We start from the raw sequence: 21,124 nt of genomic DNA on the forward strand, positions 1-21,124 counted from the left end.
AATTCAAAAGCGAATGGTAAAATGCTGCGGACTTTTAAAAGAATCTGAAAAAAATACCAGTCCGATGAAAAAAAGATCAACTGTACAGCGTACTTCGGGATGTTGCTGAATTGCTTTCCAGGCCGCTTCCATTTCTTCACTCCAGTGAATATCATCAAATATAAGCACGCTGCGGGATTGGCATTTCTTCAAAAGCTGTTCAAAATAACGCAGTGTGGGAGCATAGCGGTGATTGCCATCGATGTAAGCAAGGTCAACTTTTTCAAGTTTCGCTAATAGAGGCTCAAGCGTTTCATCGAAATTTCCGGTTATGGTGCTTATACCGGAGTAACCGAGCTGGTTGAAATTTTTGTTGGCCTGTTCCGCTACCGCTGGTGCTCCTTCCAACGTATATACTTCCGATTTCGTATTGCCTGCATAGAGATAAGCCGCCGACAACCCCATGGAAGTACCTAACTCTACAATGGTAGCAGGCTGAAAATAGTTAGACAAGCGAAAAAGCAGCCTGCCCAGTTTTTGCGATTTTGAGGTGCGTTTGGTAATGGCGGAAATGCGTTCCTGGCGGATTCCTTTACCTCCGGCACCAAGATCTACCAGTTCGATGCGTTCATGGGTCTGCTCCAATTGCAGTCTCAGTTTTTCAATAGATGAGTAGGCATAATATTCACCACGATCATTCAGCACATCCCGGATCAGGGCAAATACAAAAGGAGAATGTATACCATGCCCCTTCCCATTACCGGCATTTATCCAGTATTGCAGAAATTTCATTCCTAATTCAATTGCACTGTAGGGCTTATGCTTCATTCGGATCATTTCCTATGCGATCCCATATTTCAAAACTGTAGGGATATGCGTGTTTGGCATCAGCCGGAAAATCCAGTCGGGAATGCAGTGTCCATTCCGCTGCCGGTAATTCCGGAAAATAGGTATCACCTTCAATGGTAGTGTGCACGCGGGTCTGGTACACCCGGTGACAAAAAGCAAGGCTTTGCTGATATATGTCTCCACCCCCAATTACAAAAACTTCCTTTGCATCTGTCTCACGGGCAGCAGTAAGCGCAGTTGTCCAGTCGTGTGCCACAATCACGCCCTCCGCTTCCCAATTATTTCGGGTAGTCAGTACGATATTAGTTCTCCCAGTAAGTGGTTTGCCCAGGCTCTGAAAGGTTTTTCTGCCCATGATAACCGGCATCGCCCAGGTTGTATTTTTGAAAAACTTCAGATCATTCGGTAGTCTCCATAAAAGCTGATTATCCTTACCAATCACCTGGTTTTCACTTACCGCCACCACTAAACTTATTTTCATAATCTCATCTTTTACATCTCACATCTCACTTCTCACATCTCACTTCTCACTTCTTCATACCGCTACCGGCGCCTTTATCCCCGGATGACTCTGATACCCCACCAGTTCAAAATCCTCATACCGGAATCCAAATATATCTCTCACTTCCGGGTTGAGTTTTAGTTGCGGCAGGGGGAATGGAGTTCTGCTTAGCTGCAGTTTCACTTGTTCGAAATGATTGCTGTAGATATGTACATCTCCAAAGCTGTGAATGAAATCCCCTGGTTCAAGGTCACATACCTGTGCCAGCATGAGTGTTAATATGGCATAAGATGCAATGTTAAAGGGTACACCCAGAAACACATCAGCCGATCGCTGGTACAACTGGCAACTGAGTTTGCCATTTGCTACATAAAACTGAAAGAGTGTATGACAAGGCATCAGGGCCATTTCGGGCAGATCGGCCACATTCCAGGCGCTGACGATCAACCGCCGGCTATCCGGATTGGTTTTTAGTTGTTTTACCAGGTCACTGATCTGGTCCACCACTTTTCCATCTTTCCCTTCCCAGGAACGCCATTGTTTTCCATAAACCGGTCCCAGTTCCCCATTTTCATCTGCCCATTCATCCCAGATGCTCACCCCATTTTCCTTGAGGTAGGCAATATTGGTAGAGCCCTGCAAAAACCAGAGTAACTCGTGGATAATACTTTTCAAATGAACTTTCTTAGTGGTGACAAGCGGAAAACCCTGCGATAGGTCAAACCGCATCTGGTAGCCAAAACAACTGATGGTGCCGGTTCCCGTGCGATCCGATTTCTCCACACCGTTCTCCAGGATATGTTGCAATAATTGATGATACTGTTGCATGCTCGCAAGTTACAGATAAATTCACCCGACCGATGGCACCGGTCGGGTGTCACCGGTCGGGTGAGGGAAACTTGTGGAAACAAAATGATTAATTTTGCACCATGGCAGAAGACTTACAGATTTTGAAAGGCACCAAAGAAGAACAGTACCGTTCCCTGATTCCGCAGATTAAAGGTTTACTGGATGGCGAAACAGATGAGATTGCCAACCTCGCCAATATAGCCGCCGCCCTGAAAGAGCAGTTTGGCTGGCTTTGGGTCGGTTTTTACCTTGTGAAAAACGGACAACTGGTACTCGGACCTTTTCAGGGACCCGTTGCCTGCACCAGAATCCAATTGGGTCGTGGCGTTTGCGGTACGAGCTGGAAAGAAGCGCGCACACTGATTGTACCCGATGTTGAGAAATTCCCCGGACATATTGCCTGCAGCAGCTTATCCAGGTCTGAAATCGTGGTTCCCCTGTTCCGCAACGGAGAAGTGATCGGGGTGCTGGATGTTGACAGTTCCGAATTAGATCAGTTCAACGAAACCGACCGCCGTTTTCTTGAAGAAATCGTTGCCCTTTTGCAGTAATCTCCCTGCCGGTAACCAACGGATACAGATAAAATCAACCAACGGCCACCAGTGGAGAGGGTGCTTCACGATGCCCCTGCAGCCGTTCCATCCCCTGAACCAGTTGCTCCTGCAAACCGGAAAGAAAACGGGCCTGTTGCTGCAACCGATCCTGCAATCCATGTAGTTCAGCTTCTTTAACCTGTACTGTCTGCTTTAATTCCTGAAGCGCATTTTCTTTGTGCTGCAATTCCTGGCGGATCTGCTCCTCGCGGGCTTCCACATCATGGTAATTACGAATCCGCTGCGAGAGTTGGTTCTGCAAAAATTCAATCTGCAATTGTTTTTCCTGCAGCATGTCCTGCAAAAACCGAACATCCGTTTCTGTTTGTTTGAACTCCTGTTCCATAGCCTGGATTTTTATTTTTTGTGAAATGGTTTCGCGAATCTGCGCTTCCTGTGGATCCAGTTTTCTCCTTCGGCGATAATGCAACCACAGAACCCCAAAAAAAGTGAGTACGATTACGGGAATGCTGCAGATCACTACTACCTGCGCGTATCGTCCTACCTCGTAGGTAGTAACGGCCAATAACTGAATCATAGAAAGTAGTTTTGCGTAGAAGTCAACCCATGCTGCTTCTAACGCATCAACTATGGTACCAAAGCAAAAAAAAGTGGATAACTACCCCGGTTGTAAAAGGATTTTAACCTTTTGACCTGCGCTTTAATTCTTTCCGGATCAGGCTTAATTCTCTGCCGGTTTGTCCGGCTACCGAACTATTCTCCTGCGCGCGCCGCATCAGGTATGGAATCACATCGCCAATGGGGCCAAATGGCAGGTATTTGCTAACCGGGCAATTAGCTTTTGCCAGGTTAAAGGTGATATGATCACTCATGCCGTACAACTGAGAAAAATGTATATGCGGATGGTTGTGTGAAAGCCCTTTTTGATCAAGCAACTGAACCGCATAGAGATTACTGTATTCATTGTGCGAGGCAACGATGGTTGCTATCCGCTCCAGGTGCTCAATGCAAAATTCAACCGCCCAGTTATAATCCCGGTCACACGCTTCCTTATTTGGCTGGATGGGCGAGCGGTAGCTCATTTCCTCCGCACGCTTTCGCTCTTTCTCCATATATGCGCCGCGTACCAGCTTGGCTCCGAGTATAAAATCCTTTTTCTCCGCCTGTTGATAACTGTCTTTCAGAAACTGTAACCGATCATGCCGATACAACTGAACCGTATTGTAAACAATTGCCTTACCCTTATTGTACTTTTCCATCATCTGCATCACCAGCGCATCTACAGGATCCTGAATCCAGCTTTCTTCCGCATCAATCAATACACCCACCTGCTGCCTTGCCGCAGCATCACAGATCCGTTCCATACGTACCACTACCCGATTCCATTCGGCACGTTCTGATTCCCTCAATACTTCAGTATGAACACGACCTTCAAAACCGCTTTTCGCCTGTGCTGCCGTATCCAGCTTTTCAAGCAAACCGAATCTTGCCAATCCCGTCACCTTGATACTCATGAAGGGAACATTTGTTTGAGTGGCCGCATAATTCACCACTTTCAAAAACTCCTCACAGGCATGGTCCAGTCCGGCCTCACCATAATCACCTCCTTCCACACCATAATCAAGGATCACCTGTACTTTGTATTTACCCAGCAGGTTAGCAACGTTTGCGGTCTCCTCAAGGGTTTCACCCCCCACAAACTGTTCGAATAAAGTATTTCGTATTACGCCTTTAACCGGCAATCCCGCTTTAATTGCCCAGGGAGTGATCCAGGTCCCTAATTTTACCAATGGGGCAAACCCCATAGAGCCAAAAAGAAAAGCCGCTTTTTTTAAGGCTTTATCAGATTTATAGGCAAACGCATTTTCAGTATTGTCGAAAGACAGTAGGGATTTTGGATCCATGCCGGTACATTGAGGCCGCAAAAATAAGGCAATTTCAGATCGCCTGGTGATTGAAAGGTTGGAGCACCATTTCACTTACCACCCCACTGGCAGGTTGCTGGCAGAGAAACCAGATCGCACGTGCAGCCTCTTCCGCTGTTACCATTTTATCTCTCTGCACGCGTAAATCAATAGTATCCCAAAAAGGCGAATCTACACCTCCCAGAAAAAGATTGGTAAAACGTACATCCGTACGCTTCAATTCTTCCCGGATACTTTGCAACATACCAACCAATCCATATTTGGATGCACTATAGGCAGCAGCACCCGCCATAGGAACCTTTCCCAGAATTCCAGGAACATGAATGATCAGTCCTTTTTTCTTTGCCTTAAACTCCGGGAGGAATTTCCGGAGCAATAAAAATGGAGCAAACAAATTCAACTGCAGGGTATGCATAAACTCCTCAGAAGTCAACTGATCAGCCGGTTTGATAATACCAATACCAGAGGCATTTATGAGTACATCAATGGAAGGCATAACAGCAGTAAATTGCTGAAACAGCCGATCTGCTTCTGCTTCTTTGGTCAGATCCGCAGCCATCCAGTTTTGCGGATCCAGGTTCAGACTATCAGCCAGTATTTTGAGTTTACTTTCCGTACGGCCCGTTAAAAACAAGTTCGCTCCCGAAGCCGCCAGCATTTTGGCTACAGCCTGACCGATTCCTCCTGTTGCACCTGCCAATAGTATCGATTTCCCTTTTATGGATTCCATGAATCTGTTTTACCTAGCAACAAAGCGCATTGGTTTTTGTTTATTCCTGCATGCAAAAGCAAGCTGTTCTGCTATTACCGAATCACCTTTTTGAAAAGCATCCCGCACTTCAAAAAGATCGTTTGATTGTTCTGATTGAAGAAGAATTATTCTTTAAACAATACGCATTTCACCAGCAGAAAATCCTGTTCCACCGGGCCAGCATGAAAGCTTTTGAAAGTGAATTAAAAGAGAAGGGGTATTCGACACTCTATATCAATTCCAATGAAAAAGCATCGGCCATTCGATTCCTGCACGAAGGTTTAAAAAAACAAAAGATAACCGATTTGCATCTATGTTATCCAGCAGATAACTGGGTGGAAAAACGCATCAAAGAAACAGCCCAAAAAAACAGGCTAAGCCTCCACTGGTATTCAAACCCTGGCTTTTTACTGCAACCTGCTGATGCCGACCTTCATTTCAATAAACGCAGTACTTTTTTTCAAACCGATTTTTATATCTGGCATCGTAAACAACTGAATCTCCTGCTGGATGAAAAAAAACAGCCCCTGGGCGGCAAATGGAGCTTTGACGCAGAAAACCGGGAAAAAATTCCCAAAGGTCTCAAAATACCTGCATTGCCGGTTACCCCAACAAATGCCTTTATCGATGAAGCAATCAATTATTGCGCAACCAACTTTCCAGATAACCCTGGCACTACCACCCATTTTAAATATGCCGTCACGCATAAGGATGCCCGTTACCAGTTACAACAATTTCTGGAACAACGCCTGGCAGGTTTCGGCGCCTATGAAGACGCGATGCTGGAAAGCGAATCCTACCTTTTTCATAGTGTACTGACCCCCTACCTGAATGCCGGATTGATTACTCCCGGAGAAATTATTGACCAGACCATTTCATTCGCCGGCAGAAATCAAATTCCGATGAATTCACTGGAAGGTTTTATCCGTCAAATCATTGGGTGGCGTGAATTCATTCACCAGGTTTATTATCGAGCCGGCAGCCGCCAAAGAACCCGTAATTACTGGGGATTCATTCGCCCGATCCCACACCCATTCTATACCGGAGAAACAGGCATTCATCCAATTGACAACGTAATAAAAAAATTACAGCACACTGCCTATAACCATCATATTGAGCGCCTCATGGTGTTGGGCAATTTTTTCCTGCTCTGCGAATTCGATCCCGATTCCGTGTACAAATGGTTCATGGAATTTTACATCGATAGTTATGATTGGGTAATGGTGCCAAATGTGTACGGGATGACGCAATTCGCTGATGGCGGACTTATGACTACCAAACCCTATATCAGCGGATCAAATTATCTACTGAAAATGGGCGACTGGAAAAAAGGGCCCTGGCAGGCTACCTGGGATGGATTGTTCTGGCGGTTCATGCATGTACATCGCGATTTTTTCCTCAGCAACCCACGCCTGGGAATGCTGGTAAAGACTTTTGATAAAATGGCTCCCGAAAAACAGGCTTTGCATCTTCAGCACGCAGAAGAATTTTTAAAACAACTCGACCAATGGAATCAACAACACTAACCACTGCAGAGATAGATCGTATTATTGAAATGGCCTGGGAAGACCGCACCCCGTTTGAGGCCATCGAATTTCAATTCGGTTTGTCAGAACAACAAACCATCCAGCTCATGCGAAGAGAAATGCTTCCTTCCAGTTTTAAACGCTGGCGTAAAAGGGTACAATCCAGGAAAACCAAACATTTCATGAAACGGGAGGAGGCAGTTCAACGATTCAAATGTTCCCGTCAACGTACAATAAGTCTCAATAAAATAAGCAAACGTTAACCAGATGGATGGCAACTTCCCCACCGATTATCAAAGCATATTGGAACGGGTTCATTCCGTTTCACCTCAGCAATATGGAAAAACCAGGAACTACCTGAACGGATCCGTCACCTATCTTTCTCCTTATATTTCAAGAGGAGCTATTACCCTACCAGAAATTTGGGACCTTCTCAAAAAAGATGGTCACACGTTAAAAAATGCTTACAAACTGGTACAGGAACTCGCCTGGCGTGAATTCTTTCAACGCTGCTGGTGGCAATTCGGCGATCGCATCTGGGAAGATATCCGGAACCCCCAGTATCCGGTTTCCCACCATGAAATTCCGGATGCACTCATCCATGCAGGAACGGGTATTAATGCCATCGATGAGGGAATCAAAAATCTCTACAAAACCGGATATCTGCACAATCATCTTCGTATGTACATCGCCGGTATAACCTGCAATCTGGGACGGGCACATTGGAAAGCTCCTTCAAAATGGATGTACTACCACCTGCTTGATGGTGACCTTGCCAGTAATACACTTAGCTGGCAATGGGTAGCCGGAACTTTCTCTTCCAAAAAATACATTGCGAACCAGGAAAACATCAACCAATACCTGAATAGTAAACAGAGCGGAACCTTTCTTGATCATTCCTACGATGAAATCTTCAACCAGGAAATTCCGCAAAGCCTCAAATGCACACAACCCCTCAGCCTCCAAACCACCTTACCGGATACTGCACCTCCTAATATTCGTACTGATAAGCCTGTGCTGATCTATACCTCTTATTGGCTTAATCCAAATTGGCGAAAAGAACAATCGGCCAACCGGATCTTATTATTGGATCCCAAGCATTTCAGCCAGTACCCCGTTAGCAAAAAAGTATTGGACTTTATACTGGAACTGGCCGTTGATCTGATCCCGGATATACAGATCGTTACCGGATCACCGGAAGATTTTCCTGAGCTGCTGCAGTGCCCTTCGATCCATACCATGGATCATCCCCTGACCCGGCACTACCCTGGTGAGAAGGATGCTTATCCCTGGTTAATTCCGGGTTACACAGGAAAACTTTCTTCCTTTTTTAACTTCTGGAAAAAAGCAGAAAACCTCTTGAAATAAGCGCTTTGTTTTATTTTCGGTCATTCGTTTACGTATGATCATTACACATATTGATATTTATCGCTACAGCATTCCAATGGAGCCTTTTACCATTGCTACGGGAACCATGGATTTTGCACAGAATCTGTTCATCCGCGTCCACACGGATGAAGGCATTTATGGTGTGGGAGAATGTTCCGCTTTCCCGATGATTGTGGGTGAAACGCAATCCACCTGTTATGTTATGGCACAGGATTTTGCCAAACTCTGGAAAGGAAAAGATCCCCTGGAGATTGCAGATCGAATGCAGGAACTCCATCTCTTTACTGCACGTAACTCTACCGTAAAGAGTGCGTTTGATATGGCTCTTTACGATCTGGCCGCCAAAACGGCCGACCAGCCTTTATATCGTTTTCTCGGAGGAACCTCAACAATCCGGATTGAAACAGATCTTACCATTGGAATTGATACGGTGGAAATGATGGCAGCAAAAGCCGTTGCGTATGTTAGCAACGGAGTACGCATTATCAAGATCAAATTGGGTAAGGATCCAATTACCGATATTGCCAGAGTGAAAGCGATCCGCGAAGCTGTTGGTGATGAAATTGTATTGCGAATTGATGCCAACCAGGGCTGGAGTTTCGAAGGCGCTGTGCAAGCACTTACGGGGATGCAACCCTACAACATCCAGTTTTGCGAGCAACCCATGCGTACCTATAACGATCACCTGGGCCCGCAACTCAAAGCCCTCTCTCCCGTTCCTATAATGGCGGATGAGTCTGTTTTTGATCACCGGGATGCCATTCGCGTGATTGATTCGGACGCCTGTCAGTATGTGAATATCAAACTCTCGAAAAGCGGCGGACTGCTGGAAGCTATTGAAATCAATCGCGCCTGTGCCGATCGAAATATTCCCTGCATGATGGGTGGCATGCTCGAAAGCCGCCTGGCTGTTACCGCCTGTGCACATTTTGCTACGGCTCATCGTAATGTCGAATTTTATGATATGGACACCTGCCTGTTGGGGCATAAAGCAGATCCCGTTACAGGAGGCATCACCTACCACGGATTCCTGGTTGAACTGTCTGATGAGCCTGGATTAGGAGCAGATGTGGACGATTCATTCCTGCACGAGCTCGAGCAGATCAGGATCTGACTAAAAATCTGGCATCAAAGTTCCTAAACTGGCGTAGCTTGCGACCGGATAAAATCTAGCATATGCAAAAGAAAAAACCGGCTGAAAGCCAGGTAACCATGACAGAACTGGTATTACCCAACGATACCAATGTGTTTGGGAACCTGATGGGTGGACGGCTGATGTACTGGATGGATATCGCTGCAGCGCTGGCTGCTGGCAAGCATTGTAATGCACCTGTGGTTACAGCTTCCGTGGATAATATCTCCTTTGAATCGCCTATCAAACTGGGCAATGTGGTACATATCGAAGCAAGAGTGACCCGCGCTTTTACTACCTCCATGGAAATCCACCTGAGTGTTTGGGGAGAAGACTTGACACATCAATACCGGTATAAAAGCAATGAAGCCTATTATACCTTCGTTGCGCTGGACCCAAATCGGAAACCCCGTCCTGTGCCTGTTTTAGAACCGGAAACAGAACAAGAGAAAAAATTGTATGATGGCGCCCTGCGCAGAAGACAACTCCGGCTAATCCTGGGAGGAAAAATGAAGGCGGCAGATGCCACTGAATTGAAAGCGCTGTTCAGCGAAGCTTAATTACCGGATTGTTCAGCAGCTTTGCTTTCCCGGCGAAGCTGCTGTTCTTTTAGCGCCTCTGCCAGGTGCGGCACTTTCATCATGAATTTTTTACTTTGTTCAATCGCATCCATGATCTGCTCCAGGATTTCTTCATTGGATGCTTCATAATCTATTTGCAGCGGCTCTTTAAACCGAACGGTAAGCAGGGATCCCCGCTTTTTGAAGCTCAATCCTTTTTTGGTAAACGCCCGCCAGAAGCCGTTTATAACTACCGGTACTACAATCGGACGATTCTTTTTAATGATCAATGCGGTTCCTTTTCTTCCCGGCGCGAAAGCCTTGGTAGTTCCCTGGGGAAAAGTAATTACCCAGCTGCCCTGTAGCGCCCGTTCAATTTTCCGGGTGTCAGAAGGATCGAGTCCCCGTCTCACTTCCGTTGCCCCCTGTCTCCAGGTACGCTTTACTGTTAGTCCGCCTGCCAGCATAAAAAACTTACTGATCAAACTTCCCTTCATAGTTTCCTCCGCTGCCACATAATATACATTGGTGAAGGGGTTGAGCAGGTAATAAGGAATACCCAGTTCATTTCGCTTTCCCCATTTTACAGCACAAAAAATATGGAGGAAGGTGATCACATCCGCAAAATATGTCTGGTGATTACTGACAAACAATACATTGTTACGGGGTAATTTCTCAAGATGCTCCGTACCAGAAATTTTGAGTTTATTAAACCATACCAGTCCGGGATACGATACGAATCCGACAATCGCATATACCAGTTTACGAACCAGTCTGATTTGTTTCAATCGGTCGATGAATTGACTCATGCATTGAAATTGGGTGAGCTAACCGGTTGCAATATAAGGATTTGGCAATACAATAACGGTTTTATCAAAAGCCCAGAGTGTATATTTGCGCATGTCTCAAAACGCTGTGATTTTTGATATGGACGGCCTGCTGATCGACTCTGAACCATTATGGCAGCAAGCTGGCATGGATACCCTTAAACTTTTCGGAATTCAGCTTACGCATGAACAATATATAACCAGTACCGGACTCCGAACACCTGAATGGATTGATTATTGGTTTCACCAGTTTGGGATTGATCCTGACCATGCTCCAAAAGCAATTAGCACTATTGAAGAAGCCGCCATGGAAAAAATCCGCTTACAGGGCGAACCCATGCCCGGTGTTGGAACTATCCTGGAGTTTTTCCGTTCCAAGGGTTATCCTATCGCCATTGCCTCTTCCTCTCCCATGCGGATGATCGAAATGGTCATTCAAAAGCTGGGAATAGGATCTTATGTTCAAAAAGTCAGTTCCGCAGGTGAACTGGCTTTTGGCAAACCTCACCCGGAAGTCTTTATTCATTGTGCCGCGCAATTACAGGTAAAACCCATGCAATGCCTGGTTTTTGAAGATTCCTTCAATGGCCTCATTGCAGCCAAAGCCGCTAAAATGAAATGTGTGGTAGTGCCCGCTCCCGAAGTTTTTCACCAACCCAAATGGAGCGCCGCCGATCTGAAACTCGGCTCATTGGTGAATTTTAATGAGCTGTTGTTGCAGGCGATATGGAAGTGAGACGTCAGATGTGAAAAGGGAGAAAGGAGACGGGAGAAAGGAAACGGGAAAAAACAAAAATAAAACGGGCAACCTAATTGGGTTGCCCGTTTTTATTTTGGTGATCGACTTTAAACTCATTTCACGTCTCACATCTGACGTCTCACGTCTCACATCTGACGTCTCACGTCTCACATCTGACGTCTGACGTCTCACTTCATCTTAAACGTTTCCAAAAACTTAGTCGTGAAATTTCCGCTGCGGAAATCATCATTCTGCATCAGTTGTAGGTGGAATGGAATGGTTGTTTTTACACCTTCGATTACATACTCACTCAAGGCCCGATACATGGTATTGATGGCTTCATCACGGGTACGCGCAACCGTAATCAATTTTCCGATCATGGAATCATAATACGGAGGAATGGTATAACCTGCATACACGTGGCTGTCTACCCGCACCCCATGACCACCCGGGGTATGAAGTGTTGTAATCCGACCCGGACTTGGACGAAAATCATTATAGGGATCTTCGGCGTTGATCCGGCATTCAATTGCATGCATCTGGGGTTCATAATCCCGTCCGCTGATGGATTCACCCATCGCAATCTTTATCTGTTCCTTGATCAGGTCAAAATTGATTACTTCTTCCGTTACACAGTGCTCCACCTGGATACGGGTATTCATTTCCATGAAATAGAAATTCCGGTGTTTGTCTACCAGGAATTCGATGGTACCAACACCTTCATAGTTGATAGCGGAAGCGGCTTTCTTTGCTGCCTCACCCATAGCCTGGCGTAATTCAGGCGTCATGAACGGTGAAGGAGATTCTTCTACCAGTTTCTGGTGACGGCGCTGAATAGAGCAATCCCTTTCACTCAGGTGGCAGACTTTTCCATAGCGGTCGCCGGCAACCTGGATTTCAATATGACGGGGCTCTTCCACAAATTTCTCCATGTAAACGCCATCGTTTTTGAACGCTGCCAGTGCTTCTGCCTTGGCGGTATTATAAGCCCGCTCCATTTCTTCTTTCTGCCATACTACACGCATCCCTTTACCACCACCACCGGCAGTTGCTTTTAAAATCACGGGATAACCCATATTTTCCGCAACAGAATAGGCTTCATCCAAACTGTCAAGGAGCCCTTCGGAACCGGGAATCACCGGAACGCCTGCACGAATCATGGTTTCCTTGGCCGTGATCTTATCACCCATAGAGCGAATCTGATCAGGTTGGGGACCGATAAATTTAATGCCGTGCTCACCGCAGATTTCCGCAAAACGGGCATTCTCCGCCAGGAATCCGTATCCGGGGTGAATAGCATCCGCATTGGTGATTTCTGCCGCCGCCATCAGGTGCGGAATATTGAGGTAGGAATCAGCGCTTTGAGGGCGACCGATACAAACTGCCTCATCAGCAAATTTTACGTGTAAACTATCTTTATCCGCTGTGGAATAGACCGCAATGGTTTTAATACCCATCTCCCGACAGGTACGAATAACCCGAAGCGCAATTTCACCGCGGTTAGCGATTAATACTTTTTTAAACATCTTCGGAAAGAATTAGTGCATTAAGCGGGTTCTACCAGGAATAAAGGCTGGTCGTATTCAACCGGAGACGCATCGTCTACCAGGATCTTAACTACTTTACCTTTTATCTCACTCTCGATCTCATTGAAGAGTTTCATGGCTTCGATGATACAAACCACTTTACCTGGATTGATTTCATCTCCCACTTCAACAAAAAGCGGTTTATCGGGTGAGGGACGACGATAGAAGGTTCCGATCATGGGACTTTTAATCGTAATCAGATTGCTTGGAACTGCGTCAGCCGATTTAGGTTTATCTCCGTTGCCAGCAGGAGCAGTGGCCGCAGGGGCGTTAGCAGCCGGTGCAGCGGGAGCCTGGGCGGCAGGTGCAGCGGGTGCATACATAGGAGCAGCAACCACCTGCTGAATGTTGTCTTGTTTTTGCTTAATCGTGACCTTGAACCCTTTTTCTTCAATCGTCAGTTCACCGATGTTCGACTTGTTGATCAATCGGATCAACTCCTGAATTTGTTTGAAATCCATTGTACTGAATTTACAGTTGGTGATCAATTTAGGCGGCTAAGATAAGGAAAATGCCCCTCCGCAGAGGGGCACTAACATCTTTCATTAAAAATTACTCTTTTACGCGCTCCACGTAGTCACCGGTTTTGGTGTTCACGCGGATCAATTCCCCTTCGTTCACAAAAAGCGGAACCATCACGGTTGCACCGGTTTCCACTGTTGCGGGCTTAAGGGTACGGGTAGCCGTATCCCCTTTCATGCCGGGTTCGCTATAAGTTACCTTCAGAACTATTTTATCCGGCAGTTCGATACTCATGGGAGTATCGGTTTCGGTATTTACCAGCACGGATACTTCCTGTCCGTCTTTTAAAAACTGGGGAGCATCCACCAGACTCTCCTGGGCTACGATTTGTTCGAAGGTTTCATTGTCCATGAAGTTATAACCGCTGTCGTCTTTGTAGAGGAACTGAAAATTCTTGCGCTCTACACGAATGGGATAAATGGTATCGCCACTGTTCCAGGTTTGTTCTATCGTACGGTTATTGTCCACACCTTTCAGCTTTGCCCAAACCTTGGCGGCTGCACGTGCAGTCTTGTTTTCTCCAAACTCAACGATCTTGTACAGGCTTCCATCGAGTTTGATAATCAGGCCACGGCTGATATCGGAGGTATTTGCCATAATTAATTACAGTTTTCTGCTATATACAATTAGTAAGGGAGCAAAATTACTGCAATTCGGCAATAGGCAGCAAATTTTTAGCAGATCACTGTTTTTTTCTCATCACTACAATTACCCCGTTTTTTCCTTTAGCTCCGAATCGTTCAGTTGCCTTTTTATCTTTATAAACAGTAATGGACTCAATAGACTCTGGTTTCATTTTCTTAAATTCTTCCGGACTCATCTCCTGACCATCAACAATATAAAGCGGACTCGCTTCAGACTTCGCATAACCGGTAACTGTTATGGGTTCAAGTTTACCGACAGGATCAGCAGCAGCATTGTCCGATTTTGTATCGATCAGGATAACGCCCTCTTTCGCCCGCTCCCCGTACTTAACAACCGCCTGTTCATTTTTTATTACATGGATTGCTTTGATTCGGTTGGGATCAATTAGAGATACATCTTCTTTTGTCCACTCCTTACCATTTACAAAATAAAGAGGCCCTCCATCTTTTGGCATTTGCAGTTCAACCCGCTTGCCAGTGATTGTTGCATTTTGTTCCTCATCAACTTCCACCTTTGAATCTCCTTCACTGATCACCATCAGTTTTTGCTTATCAGGAGCCGGTGGGGCAGCGGGTGGCGCTGGTGGCGCCGGCGTTGCAGGCGAAACTGGAGCCGCAGGAGCAACGGGTATCGTTTTTCCAGGAGCAGGAGGAGCAGGAGGTGGTGGTGGTGGAGGTAGAGGTGGAGGTGGTAGCTCACCATACTGCTGCTCATATAGTGCCTTATTGGCATTCCATTCATCCAACGACATGGATTTTACCTTCTTTTTTTTCTGATCCAAAATGGTAACTTCTCCAATCCCGTTCTTTTCGGTTATCCTAATGTGATACCCTTTATCGGTTGGTCCAGCCAGGTAGGATCTCTTAGAGGCTGGTACCGTGTCGTTTTGCTGTCCTGCTAAACCTGGTAACAGTTCAGGAATATGTTCCAGATTTGTATGCTGTACCTGTCCCTCATCCTGTACCAGCCGAAGTAATGCTGGAGAATGGACTGCTTCAGGAACTTCCTGCAACTCCTGTTTTTTTCTAAAGGCCAGTAATAATATGGCGGCCAGCGGCACCGCAAAAGCAAATTTTACCAGGTGTATGCGCGCTGATCTGATTTTGTTCATCATAACAATTCTTGTTTTTAAGGCTGAAAAATTGAGGTGACTAGCCATGCTGAAATTGCGCTGGCCCACCACTTTTACCAGGAGGTATTGATATTGCCTCCGATCAACGCCATGTGTTAGTACCTGCCGGTCTGCAATGAATTCCAGATTTTGCCGGATGGCATGCCGAAGTATCCAGGCAAACGGATTAAACCAATTCAATACCAGCAGTAGTTCAGCCAACATCATGTCCGCGGTATGATGCTGCCGAACGTGTACCATTTCATGACGAATGATATCTTTTAAATCCTCTTCACTGTGCAAAGCAGGATTGACATAAACAGAACGTCCAAAGGAAAACGGAATAATGTTTCCCGTTACTGCATACAATTTAATATCCTCACCCCCCAACAATGCCGCCCTTTTGGATAAACGACGATAAGAAAGGTACTGCATGAGAATTCGTAAGGCCATCATTATTGAACCGGCAACTATAATCCCATTCAGCAAATACCAGTAATTGAAATTGCCTGTACCTGCAGCTACGGATGAAGGCTTCCAGTTACCTAATGCAGGCAGTTGCTGCAATGCGCTCAAATCGACCCTGTCAGCTTCCAGCCACCAACCAATATCCAGCAATGGAAGCAGGAAACAACTTAAGGGATAAACCAGCAGATACCACCTGTTCCAATTATAGAAGGTCAGCTTTCGCAGGAACAACTGGTAAAAAATCGTTACCAGCGATAAACTGATGGTAAATTTTACCAGATATACAAGCATATCATTCATGGTATCATTTTGTTTTTTTTCCTTCTATCATGTCCAGGATTTCTTTCAATTCTTCCTTGCTTAATTGATCCTGTTCCACAAAAAAATTGACCATCGCCTTATAGGAATTATCAAAATAACCTTTGATAAAATCAGTCATAAACCGCATTTTATACTCCTCTTCGCTTATGGCTGCCCGATAGACATAGGTATTGCCGATCAGCCGGCTTTTTAAGAAGCCTTTTTTCTCCAGGTTCTTCACCGTGGATGCCAGGGTGGTATAAGGCGGCGCTTCTTTCATTTTCTCCAAAAAGGCTTTTACATTACCCTCCCCTGTCTGCCAGATCACCTGCATGGCCTGTTCTTCCGGTAAACTCAACTTTTCCATTTCTACGAAGTTTTCGTAAACCTACGATATTTTCGTAGATAATTCCAAATTAAATTCTAAAAAAAATAGTTAATGAATTTAATAGGTAATGGCAGCCTATTTTTATGAAAAATCAACACGCACGCATGTACCGATACTGCATAAGCAACAAGAGCTTTCAACCAGTGGGCAAATTTATTCTGGCGATCCTTTTTCTGATAGCAACGCAGGAATTCAGCTTTTCCCAGGAAAAGGCGGCCGCCACTCCCGCCCCCTATGAGCGTTTTAAAAACCTCCCCCCTTTTGAATTGAAGGGACTGGATGGGAAAACAATCAAACGCGATAACCTGCTTAAAAACCGGGGCACGATCCTGATGTTCTTCAGTCCGGATTGCCACCACTGCCTCCAGCAAATGGATTGGATGAAACAGGTTAAGGAAGAATTGAAACCTTACAATTTTGTATTGGCTACCTACCAGCCGCTGGAAGATCTTAAAGGATTTTACCAGAGCTATAAACTGGATGAATGGAAAAATATTTATATCGGGAGGGATGAGAAATATTTTCTGCCACCCTATTTCAGGATCAAAAACCTGCCATTTATAGCCCTCTATGATAAGAAGGGGCAGCTCCTATCAGTATTTGAAGGTAATACCAAAACAGACCTGATTCTTGCTTCTTTTAAATGAACAGAAGTAGTTGCAAGTCCTATCTTTGCACCGCAAATTATTATTTCACCGCATAATTTTATTTCCATGAAAGTTACCGTAGTTGGTGCCGGAGCCGTTGGAGCTACCTGTGCAGACAACATTGCCAGAAAGGAACTCTGTGAAGAGCTGGTTTTATTAGATATCAAAGAAGGTTTAGCCGAAGGAAAGGCGCAGGATATGATGCAATCTGCTACCCTGCTCGGATTTGATACCCGCATTATTGGAAGCACGAATGATTACAGTAAAACTGCCGGCAGTGATGTGGTAGTGGTAACTTCCGGTATTCCCCGTAAACCCGGAATGACCCGTGAAGAATTGATCGGCACTAACGCAGGTATAGTACGTACTGTTTGCGAAAATATTCTGAAATATTCCCCTAACGCTATTTTTATCATCATTTCCAACCCGATGGATACCATGACTTACCTGGCATTGCAGGCAACCGGTATCGCTAAAAACAGAATCATTGGTATGGGTGGAACATTGGATAGTGCCCGTTTCAAATACCAGCTCAGCCAACGCCTGAACTGCTCACCTTCTGATCTGAATGCAGTTGTAGTAGGTGGTCATGGTGATACTACCATGATTCCATTGATCCGGTATGCCACCTGGAATTCTGTTCCAGTTACGAATTTCCTTTCACAAAACGACCAGGAAGCAATCGTAAAAGACACTATGGTTGGTGGTGCTACGCTTACCAAACTAATCGGAACCTCAGCCTGGTATGCTCCCGGAGCAGCTGGTGCGGCCCTGGTGGAAAGCATTGTGCGCGATGAGAAAAAACTCTTCACCTGCTGCGTAGCCCTGGAAGGTGAATATGGTCTTTCTGACATCTGCCTGGGTGTTCCGGTGGTAATCGGAAAGAACGGCTGGGAAAAAATTGTTGAATTCGGACTGAATGAAGAAGAGCAGGCTTTGTTCAACAAAAGTGCAGAAGCTGTTCGTACTATGAACGATGTTCTTAAAACTCTCTAAGTCAACTGATTAGAATAAACAAAAAGCCGCCCTGTGCGGCTTTTTTCATTTCATTCATCGAATTTTTTTTTAATTTCTCAAAAAAAACAAGCCCAACTATTTTGATGGCAATAGTATTCTATTAGATTTGTACTGCTATCTCTCCAACACCTATTTAAAGCTCTTAGGGTTATACCCGGTTTACCAAAGCCTAGAAGGCCGATTTCTGTAACCTATACAAACAAAAAGAGCATGATCAAGCCCTTACTCGTATTAGCATTTAGTGTGTTGGGAATTAGTGTCCTCGCCCAGGAACCCCTTGAATTGCCCAAACAACGTGACCCGCAGGTTAATAAGACAATTAGCCCTGCTGATAATCCCCGTATTAATCCAGAGAAGAATTTCCGCATCAATCCCAAACACAACTGGAACATCAACCCGGCTATGAACGAGGGTATTAATCCGGATAAAAACAAACTCATCAATCCTAAATTCAACAAGGATTTTAGTCCGCTTCATAACCAGAGTATTAATCCTATGTATTCTTTCAGTCTGCACCCGCTTACCAACCAGAACTGGAAGGGCTATTACATGTTTGACAAGGAAAACAAATTAACGGGTTACCTCGTAATCGCTAACCAGTTCGTTGTGTTGGATTTTGACGACAAGGGAATCTGGAAAGGATACCTGGTTAAAACAAGTACGAACACCTACAATTATTTCAATCTGCAGGATGAATGGACCCGCACTTTTTTCTGTGAAGATTCCATGGTTGGTTTCAACATATTTAATGCTGCCGGAGAATGGACCGGTGCATTTGCCAAATAAAGCTCTGGCAGACCTTTTTAGAATTTGAATGGTTAGCGCGCGGCAAGCAATTGCCGCGTTTTTTTATGCAAGTCCTGTAAATCAATTTGCTCCATGCACTTGAAATGCCCTTTCGGACAGGCATCGTGTCCAATTTTGGAGCAGGGCCTGCAACGAAGCCCAATAACCTCCACCTGGTCGGTTCCTCCATTTGAATTACCTGTCACAGGCAATGATATACCATTAATCAAAACTGCTGGAGCCCCCGGTTGATTGATATAAGGTGTCATGCCAAATGCCGGTACCGTATTGCCCCACACTGAAATAACCGGTTTTCTGAATGCTGCAGCGATATGCATGAGTCCGGTATCGTGCGTGATAATCAGTTTGGCCTTTCTTACCAGATCAGCAGATTCATTCAAACTGAATTTACCACATGCATTATACACACGGATGGGGTCCAGTTCTGCAAGGACTTCACCTGTTGAACGATCCTCAGGTCCGCCTAATATTACCAGGGGATGATCAATCAGTTGAACCAGCTCTTTCAGTTTATGAAGCGGCAATCGTTTTGTTGCATGCGCTGCCCCTACAACCAGCCCGATATATCCGAGTTGATGAGAAGCCGGCAAATCTGATGGTTTGATTTCTTCATTGGCAGGAATAAAATAATCGAGGCCTGCACCATCGTTTCTAACTCCCAGGTGCGAAACGGTTTCCAGGTAGCGATCGACTATATGTTTTTGCGGCAGAAAATTCAACTTGAAATTCGTAAGCAACCATTTCTGAATGTTGAGTTTATTAAAACTCTTCGAAGGACATTTCAGCACTTTCTTGATTCGTAATGTCCGGAGATTGTGGTGCAAATCAATCACCCAGTCGAAACCTTCTTCCGCAAGTGCGGCAATTGTGTTATCCAGTGATTCATCCAGTAAATGAAGTTTATCAATATACGGATTCGATCTAACCACAGATGCAAAATTCTTTTTGGTCAAAAAATGAACTTCCGCATCCGGCACCTGCATTTTAACGCAGCGTATAACCGGAGTTGTTAGTACAATATCACCAATAGAAGAAAACCGTATAATCAGAATTTTCATATGTCTCACGTCTCACTTCTCACGTCTCACGTCTCACTTTGTTTCCTCCGCCCTGTGATCAGCTTAATCAACACAGGTGCAGTTGTAACCAGCACAATCACAATGATGATCGCTTCCAGGTGGTCCTTCAGGTCGAAGCCAAACTGCGCCTGTACCCATTTTTGTAAAAAATGTCCGGCAAATATCATACTCACCACCCAGGCGATACAACCCACAATATTGTAGAAGGCGAATTTCTTTTTATCCATTCCAACAATACCTGCAATGATCGGTGCAAACGTACGTACGATGGGCAGGAAACGCGCAAAAACAATCGCACCACCGCCATGTTTATCATAGAATTCATGCGCCTGCTCGAGATAGTGTTTTTTGAAAAAGAAATTGTCTTTCCAGCGAAACATGGTAGGACCAATCTTTTTTCCGAACCAGTACCCTACTGTATTACCTATAATTCCGGCAAAAGAGATCAGGGTAACCAGTAGCAGCAGGTCGAACCATTCTCCTCGCTGCCAATCCAGCCCAAATGATTTGAACAACTCATTAATCAGGTTGGTGCTATAGATACCGGCTACAAAAAGCAGACTGTCACCCGGCAGGAAAAACCCGGCGAACAATCCGGTTTCCGCAAATACAATCAGCAGGATAATCCAGAGCCCGCCCATTACGATATAAAACATCGGGTTCAGCAGGTCTTTCCAGCCAAAGGATTTTGTCAGTACCACTGTTTTGGAATTATCTAATCCTGCATAACTGAAACTAGCAGTATCATGCAAGGGAGCAGTAATTTTTACTTCGGTAAGGGAATCGAGCGGCAAGAGTACATATCCCTCCTTATCAGCCACAAACTCTTTTGAATCGGCGCCCTGCATCAGGGTAAATTGTCCCACGGAGGATTCATACTGATTAATCACCCGCAAACGGATCTCCTCCTGTGCAATAAGGCCACTACAAACAAAAACTAATACCGTCAGCAGAAACAGCTTCTTCATCTTC

Annotated in this window: 24 protein-coding genes; 10 read left to right on the forward strand and 14 right to left on the reverse strand. The window is 45.2% G+C overall.

The genetic code is table 11. The annotated features are described in order from the left end of the window. Positions 1-3: 3 nt before the first annotated feature. Genes L0U88_RS04255 through L0U88_RS04265 form a run of 3 tightly spaced genes read right to left on the reverse strand, consistent with a single transcriptional unit; the run spans position 4 to position 2,158 of the window. Positions 4-807, reverse strand: a complete 804-nt coding sequence (locus L0U88_RS04255; protein WP_234864367.1) for an O-methyltransferase — start codon at positions 805-807, stop codon at positions 4-6. Next, complete coding sequence (locus tag L0U88_RS04260; protein ID WP_234864368.1) at positions 797-1,309, reverse strand: dihydrofolate reductase; 513 nt, start codon at positions 1,307-1,309, stop codon at positions 797-799. Before L0U88_RS04260 ends, L0U88_RS04255 begins: the two co-directional genes overlap by 11 nt. 54 nt (positions 1,310-1,363) lie before the next feature. Further along, positions 1,364-2,158, reverse strand: a complete 795-nt coding sequence (locus L0U88_RS04265; RefSeq protein ID WP_234864369.1) for a thymidylate synthase — start codon at positions 2,156-2,158, stop codon at positions 1,364-1,366. 101 nt (positions 2,159-2,259) lie between these two features. Here L0U88_RS04265 and L0U88_RS04270 point away from each other — a divergent pair, with 101 nt between their 5' ends. Then, complete coding sequence (locus L0U88_RS04270; RefSeq protein ID WP_234864370.1) at positions 2,260-2,730, forward strand: GAF domain-containing protein; 471 nt, start codon at positions 2,260-2,262, stop codon at positions 2,728-2,730. Between the two features lie 34 nt (positions 2,731-2,764). Here the strand turns inward: L0U88_RS04270 and L0U88_RS04275 are convergent, their stop codons facing one another. From L0U88_RS04275 to L0U88_RS04285, 3 genes are all read right to left on the reverse strand, one after another. Next, positions 2,765-3,310, reverse strand: a complete 546-nt coding sequence (locus tag L0U88_RS04275) for a DUF412 family protein (RefSeq protein WP_234864371.1) — start codon at positions 3,308-3,310, stop codon at positions 2,765-2,767. A 103-nt stretch (positions 3,311-3,413) separates the two neighbouring features. Then, positions 3,414-4,637, reverse strand: a complete 1,224-nt coding sequence (locus L0U88_RS04280) for a proline dehydrogenase family protein (RefSeq protein WP_234864372.1) — start codon at positions 4,635-4,637, stop codon at positions 3,414-3,416. 34 nt (positions 4,638-4,671) lie between these two features. Then, positions 4,672-5,388: an SDR family oxidoreductase gene (locus tag L0U88_RS04285; protein WP_234864373.1), complete on the reverse strand. Its 717-nt coding sequence runs from the start codon at positions 5,386-5,388 to the stop codon at positions 4,672-4,674. Between the two features lie 50 nt (positions 5,389-5,438). Here L0U88_RS04285 and L0U88_RS04290 point away from each other — a divergent pair, with 50 nt between their 5' ends. The 5 genes from L0U88_RS04290 (at position 5,439) to L0U88_RS04310 (ending at position 10,016) form a co-directional block, all read left to right on the forward strand. Further along, entirely contained in the window at positions 5,439-6,935 is a 1,497-nt protein-coding gene (locus tag L0U88_RS04290; RefSeq protein ID WP_234864374.1) for a cryptochrome/photolyase family protein, read from the forward strand. Then, the gene (locus L0U88_RS04295; protein WP_234864375.1) at positions 6,917-7,198 is read left to right on the forward strand and encodes a TIGR03643 family protein; all 282 of its coding nucleotides are present in this window, start codon (positions 6,917-6,919) and stop codon (positions 7,196-7,198) included. Before L0U88_RS04290 ends, L0U88_RS04295 begins: the two co-directional genes overlap by 19 nt. Positions 7,199-7,202: 4 nt before the next feature. Next, positions 7,203-8,303 carry an FAD-binding domain-containing protein gene (locus L0U88_RS04300; protein ID WP_234864376.1) on the forward strand — a complete coding sequence of 367 codons (1,101 nt, stop codon included), beginning with the start codon at positions 7,203-7,205 and terminating at the stop codon, positions 8,301-8,303. Positions 8,304-8,337: 34 nt separating this feature from the next. After that, positions 8,338-9,438 (forward strand): mandelate racemase/muconate lactonizing enzyme family protein, encoded by a 1,101-nt coding sequence (locus L0U88_RS04305; protein WP_234864377.1) that lies wholly within the window; start codon positions 8,338-8,340, stop codon positions 9,436-9,438. Between the two features lie 62 nt (positions 9,439-9,500). Continuing rightward, the gene (locus tag L0U88_RS04310; RefSeq protein ID WP_234864378.1) at positions 9,501-10,016 is read left to right on the forward strand and encodes an acyl-CoA thioesterase; all 516 of its coding nucleotides are present in this window, start codon (positions 9,501-9,503) and stop codon (positions 10,014-10,016) included. On the opposite strand, the gene L0U88_RS04315 is transcribed toward L0U88_RS04310, so the two are convergent. Next, entirely contained in the window at positions 10,013-10,825 is an 813-nt protein-coding gene (locus L0U88_RS04315) for a lysophospholipid acyltransferase family protein (RefSeq protein WP_234864379.1), read from the reverse strand. The genes L0U88_RS04310 and L0U88_RS04315 overlap by 4 nt on opposite strands. A 91-nt stretch (positions 10,826-10,916) precedes the next feature. Here L0U88_RS04315 and hxpB point away from each other — a divergent pair, with 91 nt between their 5' ends. Further along, complete coding sequence (gene hxpB, locus L0U88_RS04320; protein ID WP_234864380.1) at positions 10,917-11,579, forward strand: hexitol phosphatase HxpB; 663 nt, start codon at positions 10,917-10,919, stop codon at positions 11,577-11,579. A gap of 191 nt (positions 11,580-11,770) precedes the next feature. Here hxpB and accC read toward each other — a convergent pair whose 3' ends face one another. The 5 genes from accC to L0U88_RS04345 form a co-directional block, all read right to left on the reverse strand. Further along, positions 11,771-13,108 (reverse strand): acetyl-CoA carboxylase biotin carboxylase subunit, encoded by a 1,338-nt coding sequence (gene accC, locus L0U88_RS04325; RefSeq protein ID WP_234864381.1) that lies wholly within the window; start codon positions 13,106-13,108, stop codon positions 11,771-11,773. Positions 13,109-13,128: 20 nt separating this feature from the next. Beyond that, complete coding sequence (accB, locus tag L0U88_RS04330) at positions 13,129-13,629, reverse strand: acetyl-CoA carboxylase biotin carboxyl carrier protein (protein WP_234864382.1); 501 nt, start codon at positions 13,627-13,629, stop codon at positions 13,129-13,131. A 91-nt stretch (positions 13,630-13,720) separates the two neighbouring features. Next, positions 13,721-14,287, reverse strand: a complete 567-nt coding sequence (efp, locus tag L0U88_RS04335) for an elongation factor P (protein ID WP_234864383.1) — start codon at positions 14,285-14,287, stop codon at positions 13,721-13,723. A gap of 85 nt (positions 14,288-14,372) precedes the next feature. Next, positions 14,373-16,214 carry a M56 family metallopeptidase gene (locus L0U88_RS04340; RefSeq protein ID WP_234864384.1) on the reverse strand — a complete coding sequence of 614 codons (1,842 nt, stop codon included), beginning with the start codon at positions 16,212-16,214 and terminating at the stop codon, positions 14,373-14,375. A 4-nt stretch (positions 16,215-16,218) separates the two neighbouring features. Beyond that, positions 16,219-16,581 carry a BlaI/MecI/CopY family transcriptional regulator gene (locus L0U88_RS04345; RefSeq protein WP_234864385.1) on the reverse strand — a complete coding sequence of 121 codons (363 nt, stop codon included), beginning with the start codon at positions 16,579-16,581 and terminating at the stop codon, positions 16,219-16,221. A gap of 104 nt (positions 16,582-16,685) precedes the next feature. Between L0U88_RS04345 and L0U88_RS04350 the strand changes: the two genes are divergently transcribed. The 3 genes from L0U88_RS04350 (at position 16,686) to L0U88_RS04360 (ending at position 19,052) form a co-directional block, all read left to right on the forward strand. Continuing rightward, positions 16,686-17,249, forward strand: a complete 564-nt coding sequence (locus L0U88_RS04350) for a TlpA family protein disulfide reductase (protein ID WP_234864386.1) — start codon at positions 16,686-16,688, stop codon at positions 17,247-17,249. Positions 17,250-17,315: 66 nt separating this feature from the next. Then, entirely contained in the window at positions 17,316-18,245 is a 930-nt protein-coding gene (gene mdh, locus L0U88_RS04355) for a malate dehydrogenase (RefSeq protein ID WP_234864387.1), read from the forward strand. A 231-nt stretch (positions 18,246-18,476) separates the two neighbouring features. Next, entirely contained in the window at positions 18,477-19,052 is a 576-nt protein-coding gene (locus tag L0U88_RS04360) for a hypothetical protein (protein WP_234864388.1), read from the forward strand. A 32-nt stretch (positions 19,053-19,084) separates the two neighbouring features. On the opposite strand, the gene L0U88_RS04365 is transcribed toward L0U88_RS04360, so the two are convergent. Together L0U88_RS04365 and L0U88_RS04370 are read right to left on the reverse strand one after the other, a co-directional pair. Next, on the reverse strand, positions 19,085-20,131 hold the full coding sequence (locus tag L0U88_RS04365) for a glycosyltransferase family 9 protein (protein WP_234864389.1): 1,047 nt from the start codon (positions 20,129-20,131) through the stop codon (positions 19,085-19,087). A 26-nt stretch (positions 20,132-20,157) separates the two neighbouring features. Further along, positions 20,158-21,120: a DedA family protein gene (locus L0U88_RS04370; protein WP_234864390.1), complete on the reverse strand. Its 963-nt coding sequence runs from the start codon at positions 21,118-21,120 to the stop codon at positions 20,158-20,160. Between the last annotated feature and the right edge of the window lie 4 nt (positions 21,121-21,124).

It is taken from the genome of Flavihumibacter fluminis (assembly GCF_021491375.1).
Lineage (GTDB): Bacteria > Bacteroidota > Bacteroidia > Chitinophagales > Chitinophagaceae > Flavihumibacter > Flavihumibacter fluminis.

Coding starts and splice junctions, on each gene's coding strand:
- L0U88_RS04370 (WP_234864390.1), bottom strand. CDS start 21,120: ATGAAGAAGCTGTTTCTGCTGACGGTATTAGTTTTTGTTTGTAGTGGC.
- L0U88_RS04300 (WP_234864376.1), top strand. CDS start 7,203: ATGGATGGCAACTTCCCCACCGATTATCAAAGCATATTGGAACGGGTT.
- L0U88_RS04360 (WP_234864388.1), top strand. CDS start 18,477: ATGATCAAGCCCTTACTCGTATTAGCATTTAGTGTGTTGGGAATTAGT.
- L0U88_RS04315 (WP_234864379.1), bottom strand. CDS start 10,825: ATGAGTCAATTCATCGACCGATTGAAACAAATCAGACTGGTTCGTAAA.
- L0U88_RS04285 (WP_234864373.1), bottom strand. CDS start 5,388: ATGGAATCCATAAAAGGGAAATCGATACTATTGGCAGGTGCAACAGGA.
- L0U88_RS04265 (WP_234864369.1), bottom strand. CDS start 2,158: ATGCAACAGTATCATCAATTATTGCAACATATCCTGGAGAACGGTGTG.
- L0U88_RS04365 (WP_234864389.1), bottom strand. CDS start 20,131: ATGAAAATTCTGATTATACGGTTTTCTTCTATTGGTGATATTGTACTA.
- accB (WP_234864382.1), bottom strand. CDS start 13,629: ATGGATTTCAAACAAATTCAGGAGTTGATCCGATTGATCAACAAGTCG.
- L0U88_RS04260 (WP_234864368.1), bottom strand. CDS start 1,309: ATGAAAATAAGTTTAGTGGTGGCGGTAAGTGAAAACCAGGTGATTGGT.
- hxpB (WP_234864380.1), top strand. CDS start 10,917: ATGTCTCAAAACGCTGTGATTTTTGATATGGACGGCCTGCTGATCGAC.
- L0U88_RS04255 (WP_234864367.1), bottom strand. CDS start 807: ATGAAGCATAAGCCCTACAGTGCAATTGAATTAGGAATGAAATTTCTG.
- L0U88_RS04345 (WP_234864385.1), bottom strand. CDS start 16,581: ATGGAAAAGTTGAGTTTACCGGAAGAACAGGCCATGCAGGTGATCTGG.
- accC (WP_234864381.1), bottom strand. CDS start 13,108: ATGTTTAAAAAAGTATTAATCGCTAACCGCGGTGAAATTGCGCTTCGG.
- L0U88_RS04305 (WP_234864377.1), top strand. CDS start 8,338: ATGATCATTACACATATTGATATTTATCGCTACAGCATTCCAATGGAG.
- efp (WP_234864383.1), bottom strand. CDS start 14,287: ATGGCAAATACCTCCGATATCAGCCGTGGCCTGATTATCAAACTCGAT.
- L0U88_RS04270 (WP_234864370.1), top strand. CDS start 2,260: ATGGCAGAAGACTTACAGATTTTGAAAGGCACCAAAGAAGAACAGTAC.
- L0U88_RS04290 (WP_234864374.1), top strand. CDS start 5,439: ATGCAAAAGCAAGCTGTTCTGCTATTACCGAATCACCTTTTTGAAAAG.
- mdh (WP_234864387.1), top strand. CDS start 17,316: ATGAAAGTTACCGTAGTTGGTGCCGGAGCCGTTGGAGCTACCTGTGCA.
- L0U88_RS04275 (WP_234864371.1), bottom strand. CDS start 3,310: ATGATTCAGTTATTGGCCGTTACTACCTACGAGGTAGGACGATACGCG.
- L0U88_RS04340 (WP_234864384.1), bottom strand. CDS start 16,214: ATGAATGATATGCTTGTATATCTGGTAAAATTTACCATCAGTTTATCG.
- L0U88_RS04350 (WP_234864386.1), top strand. CDS start 16,686: ATGAAAAATCAACACGCACGCATGTACCGATACTGCATAAGCAACAAG.
- L0U88_RS04310 (WP_234864378.1), top strand. CDS start 9,501: ATGCAAAAGAAAAAACCGGCTGAAAGCCAGGTAACCATGACAGAACTG.
- L0U88_RS04280 (WP_234864372.1), bottom strand. CDS start 4,637: ATGGATCCAAAATCCCTACTGTCTTTCGACAATACTGAAAATGCGTTT.
- L0U88_RS04295 (WP_234864375.1), top strand. CDS start 6,917: ATGGAATCAACAACACTAACCACTGCAGAGATAGATCGTATTATTGAA.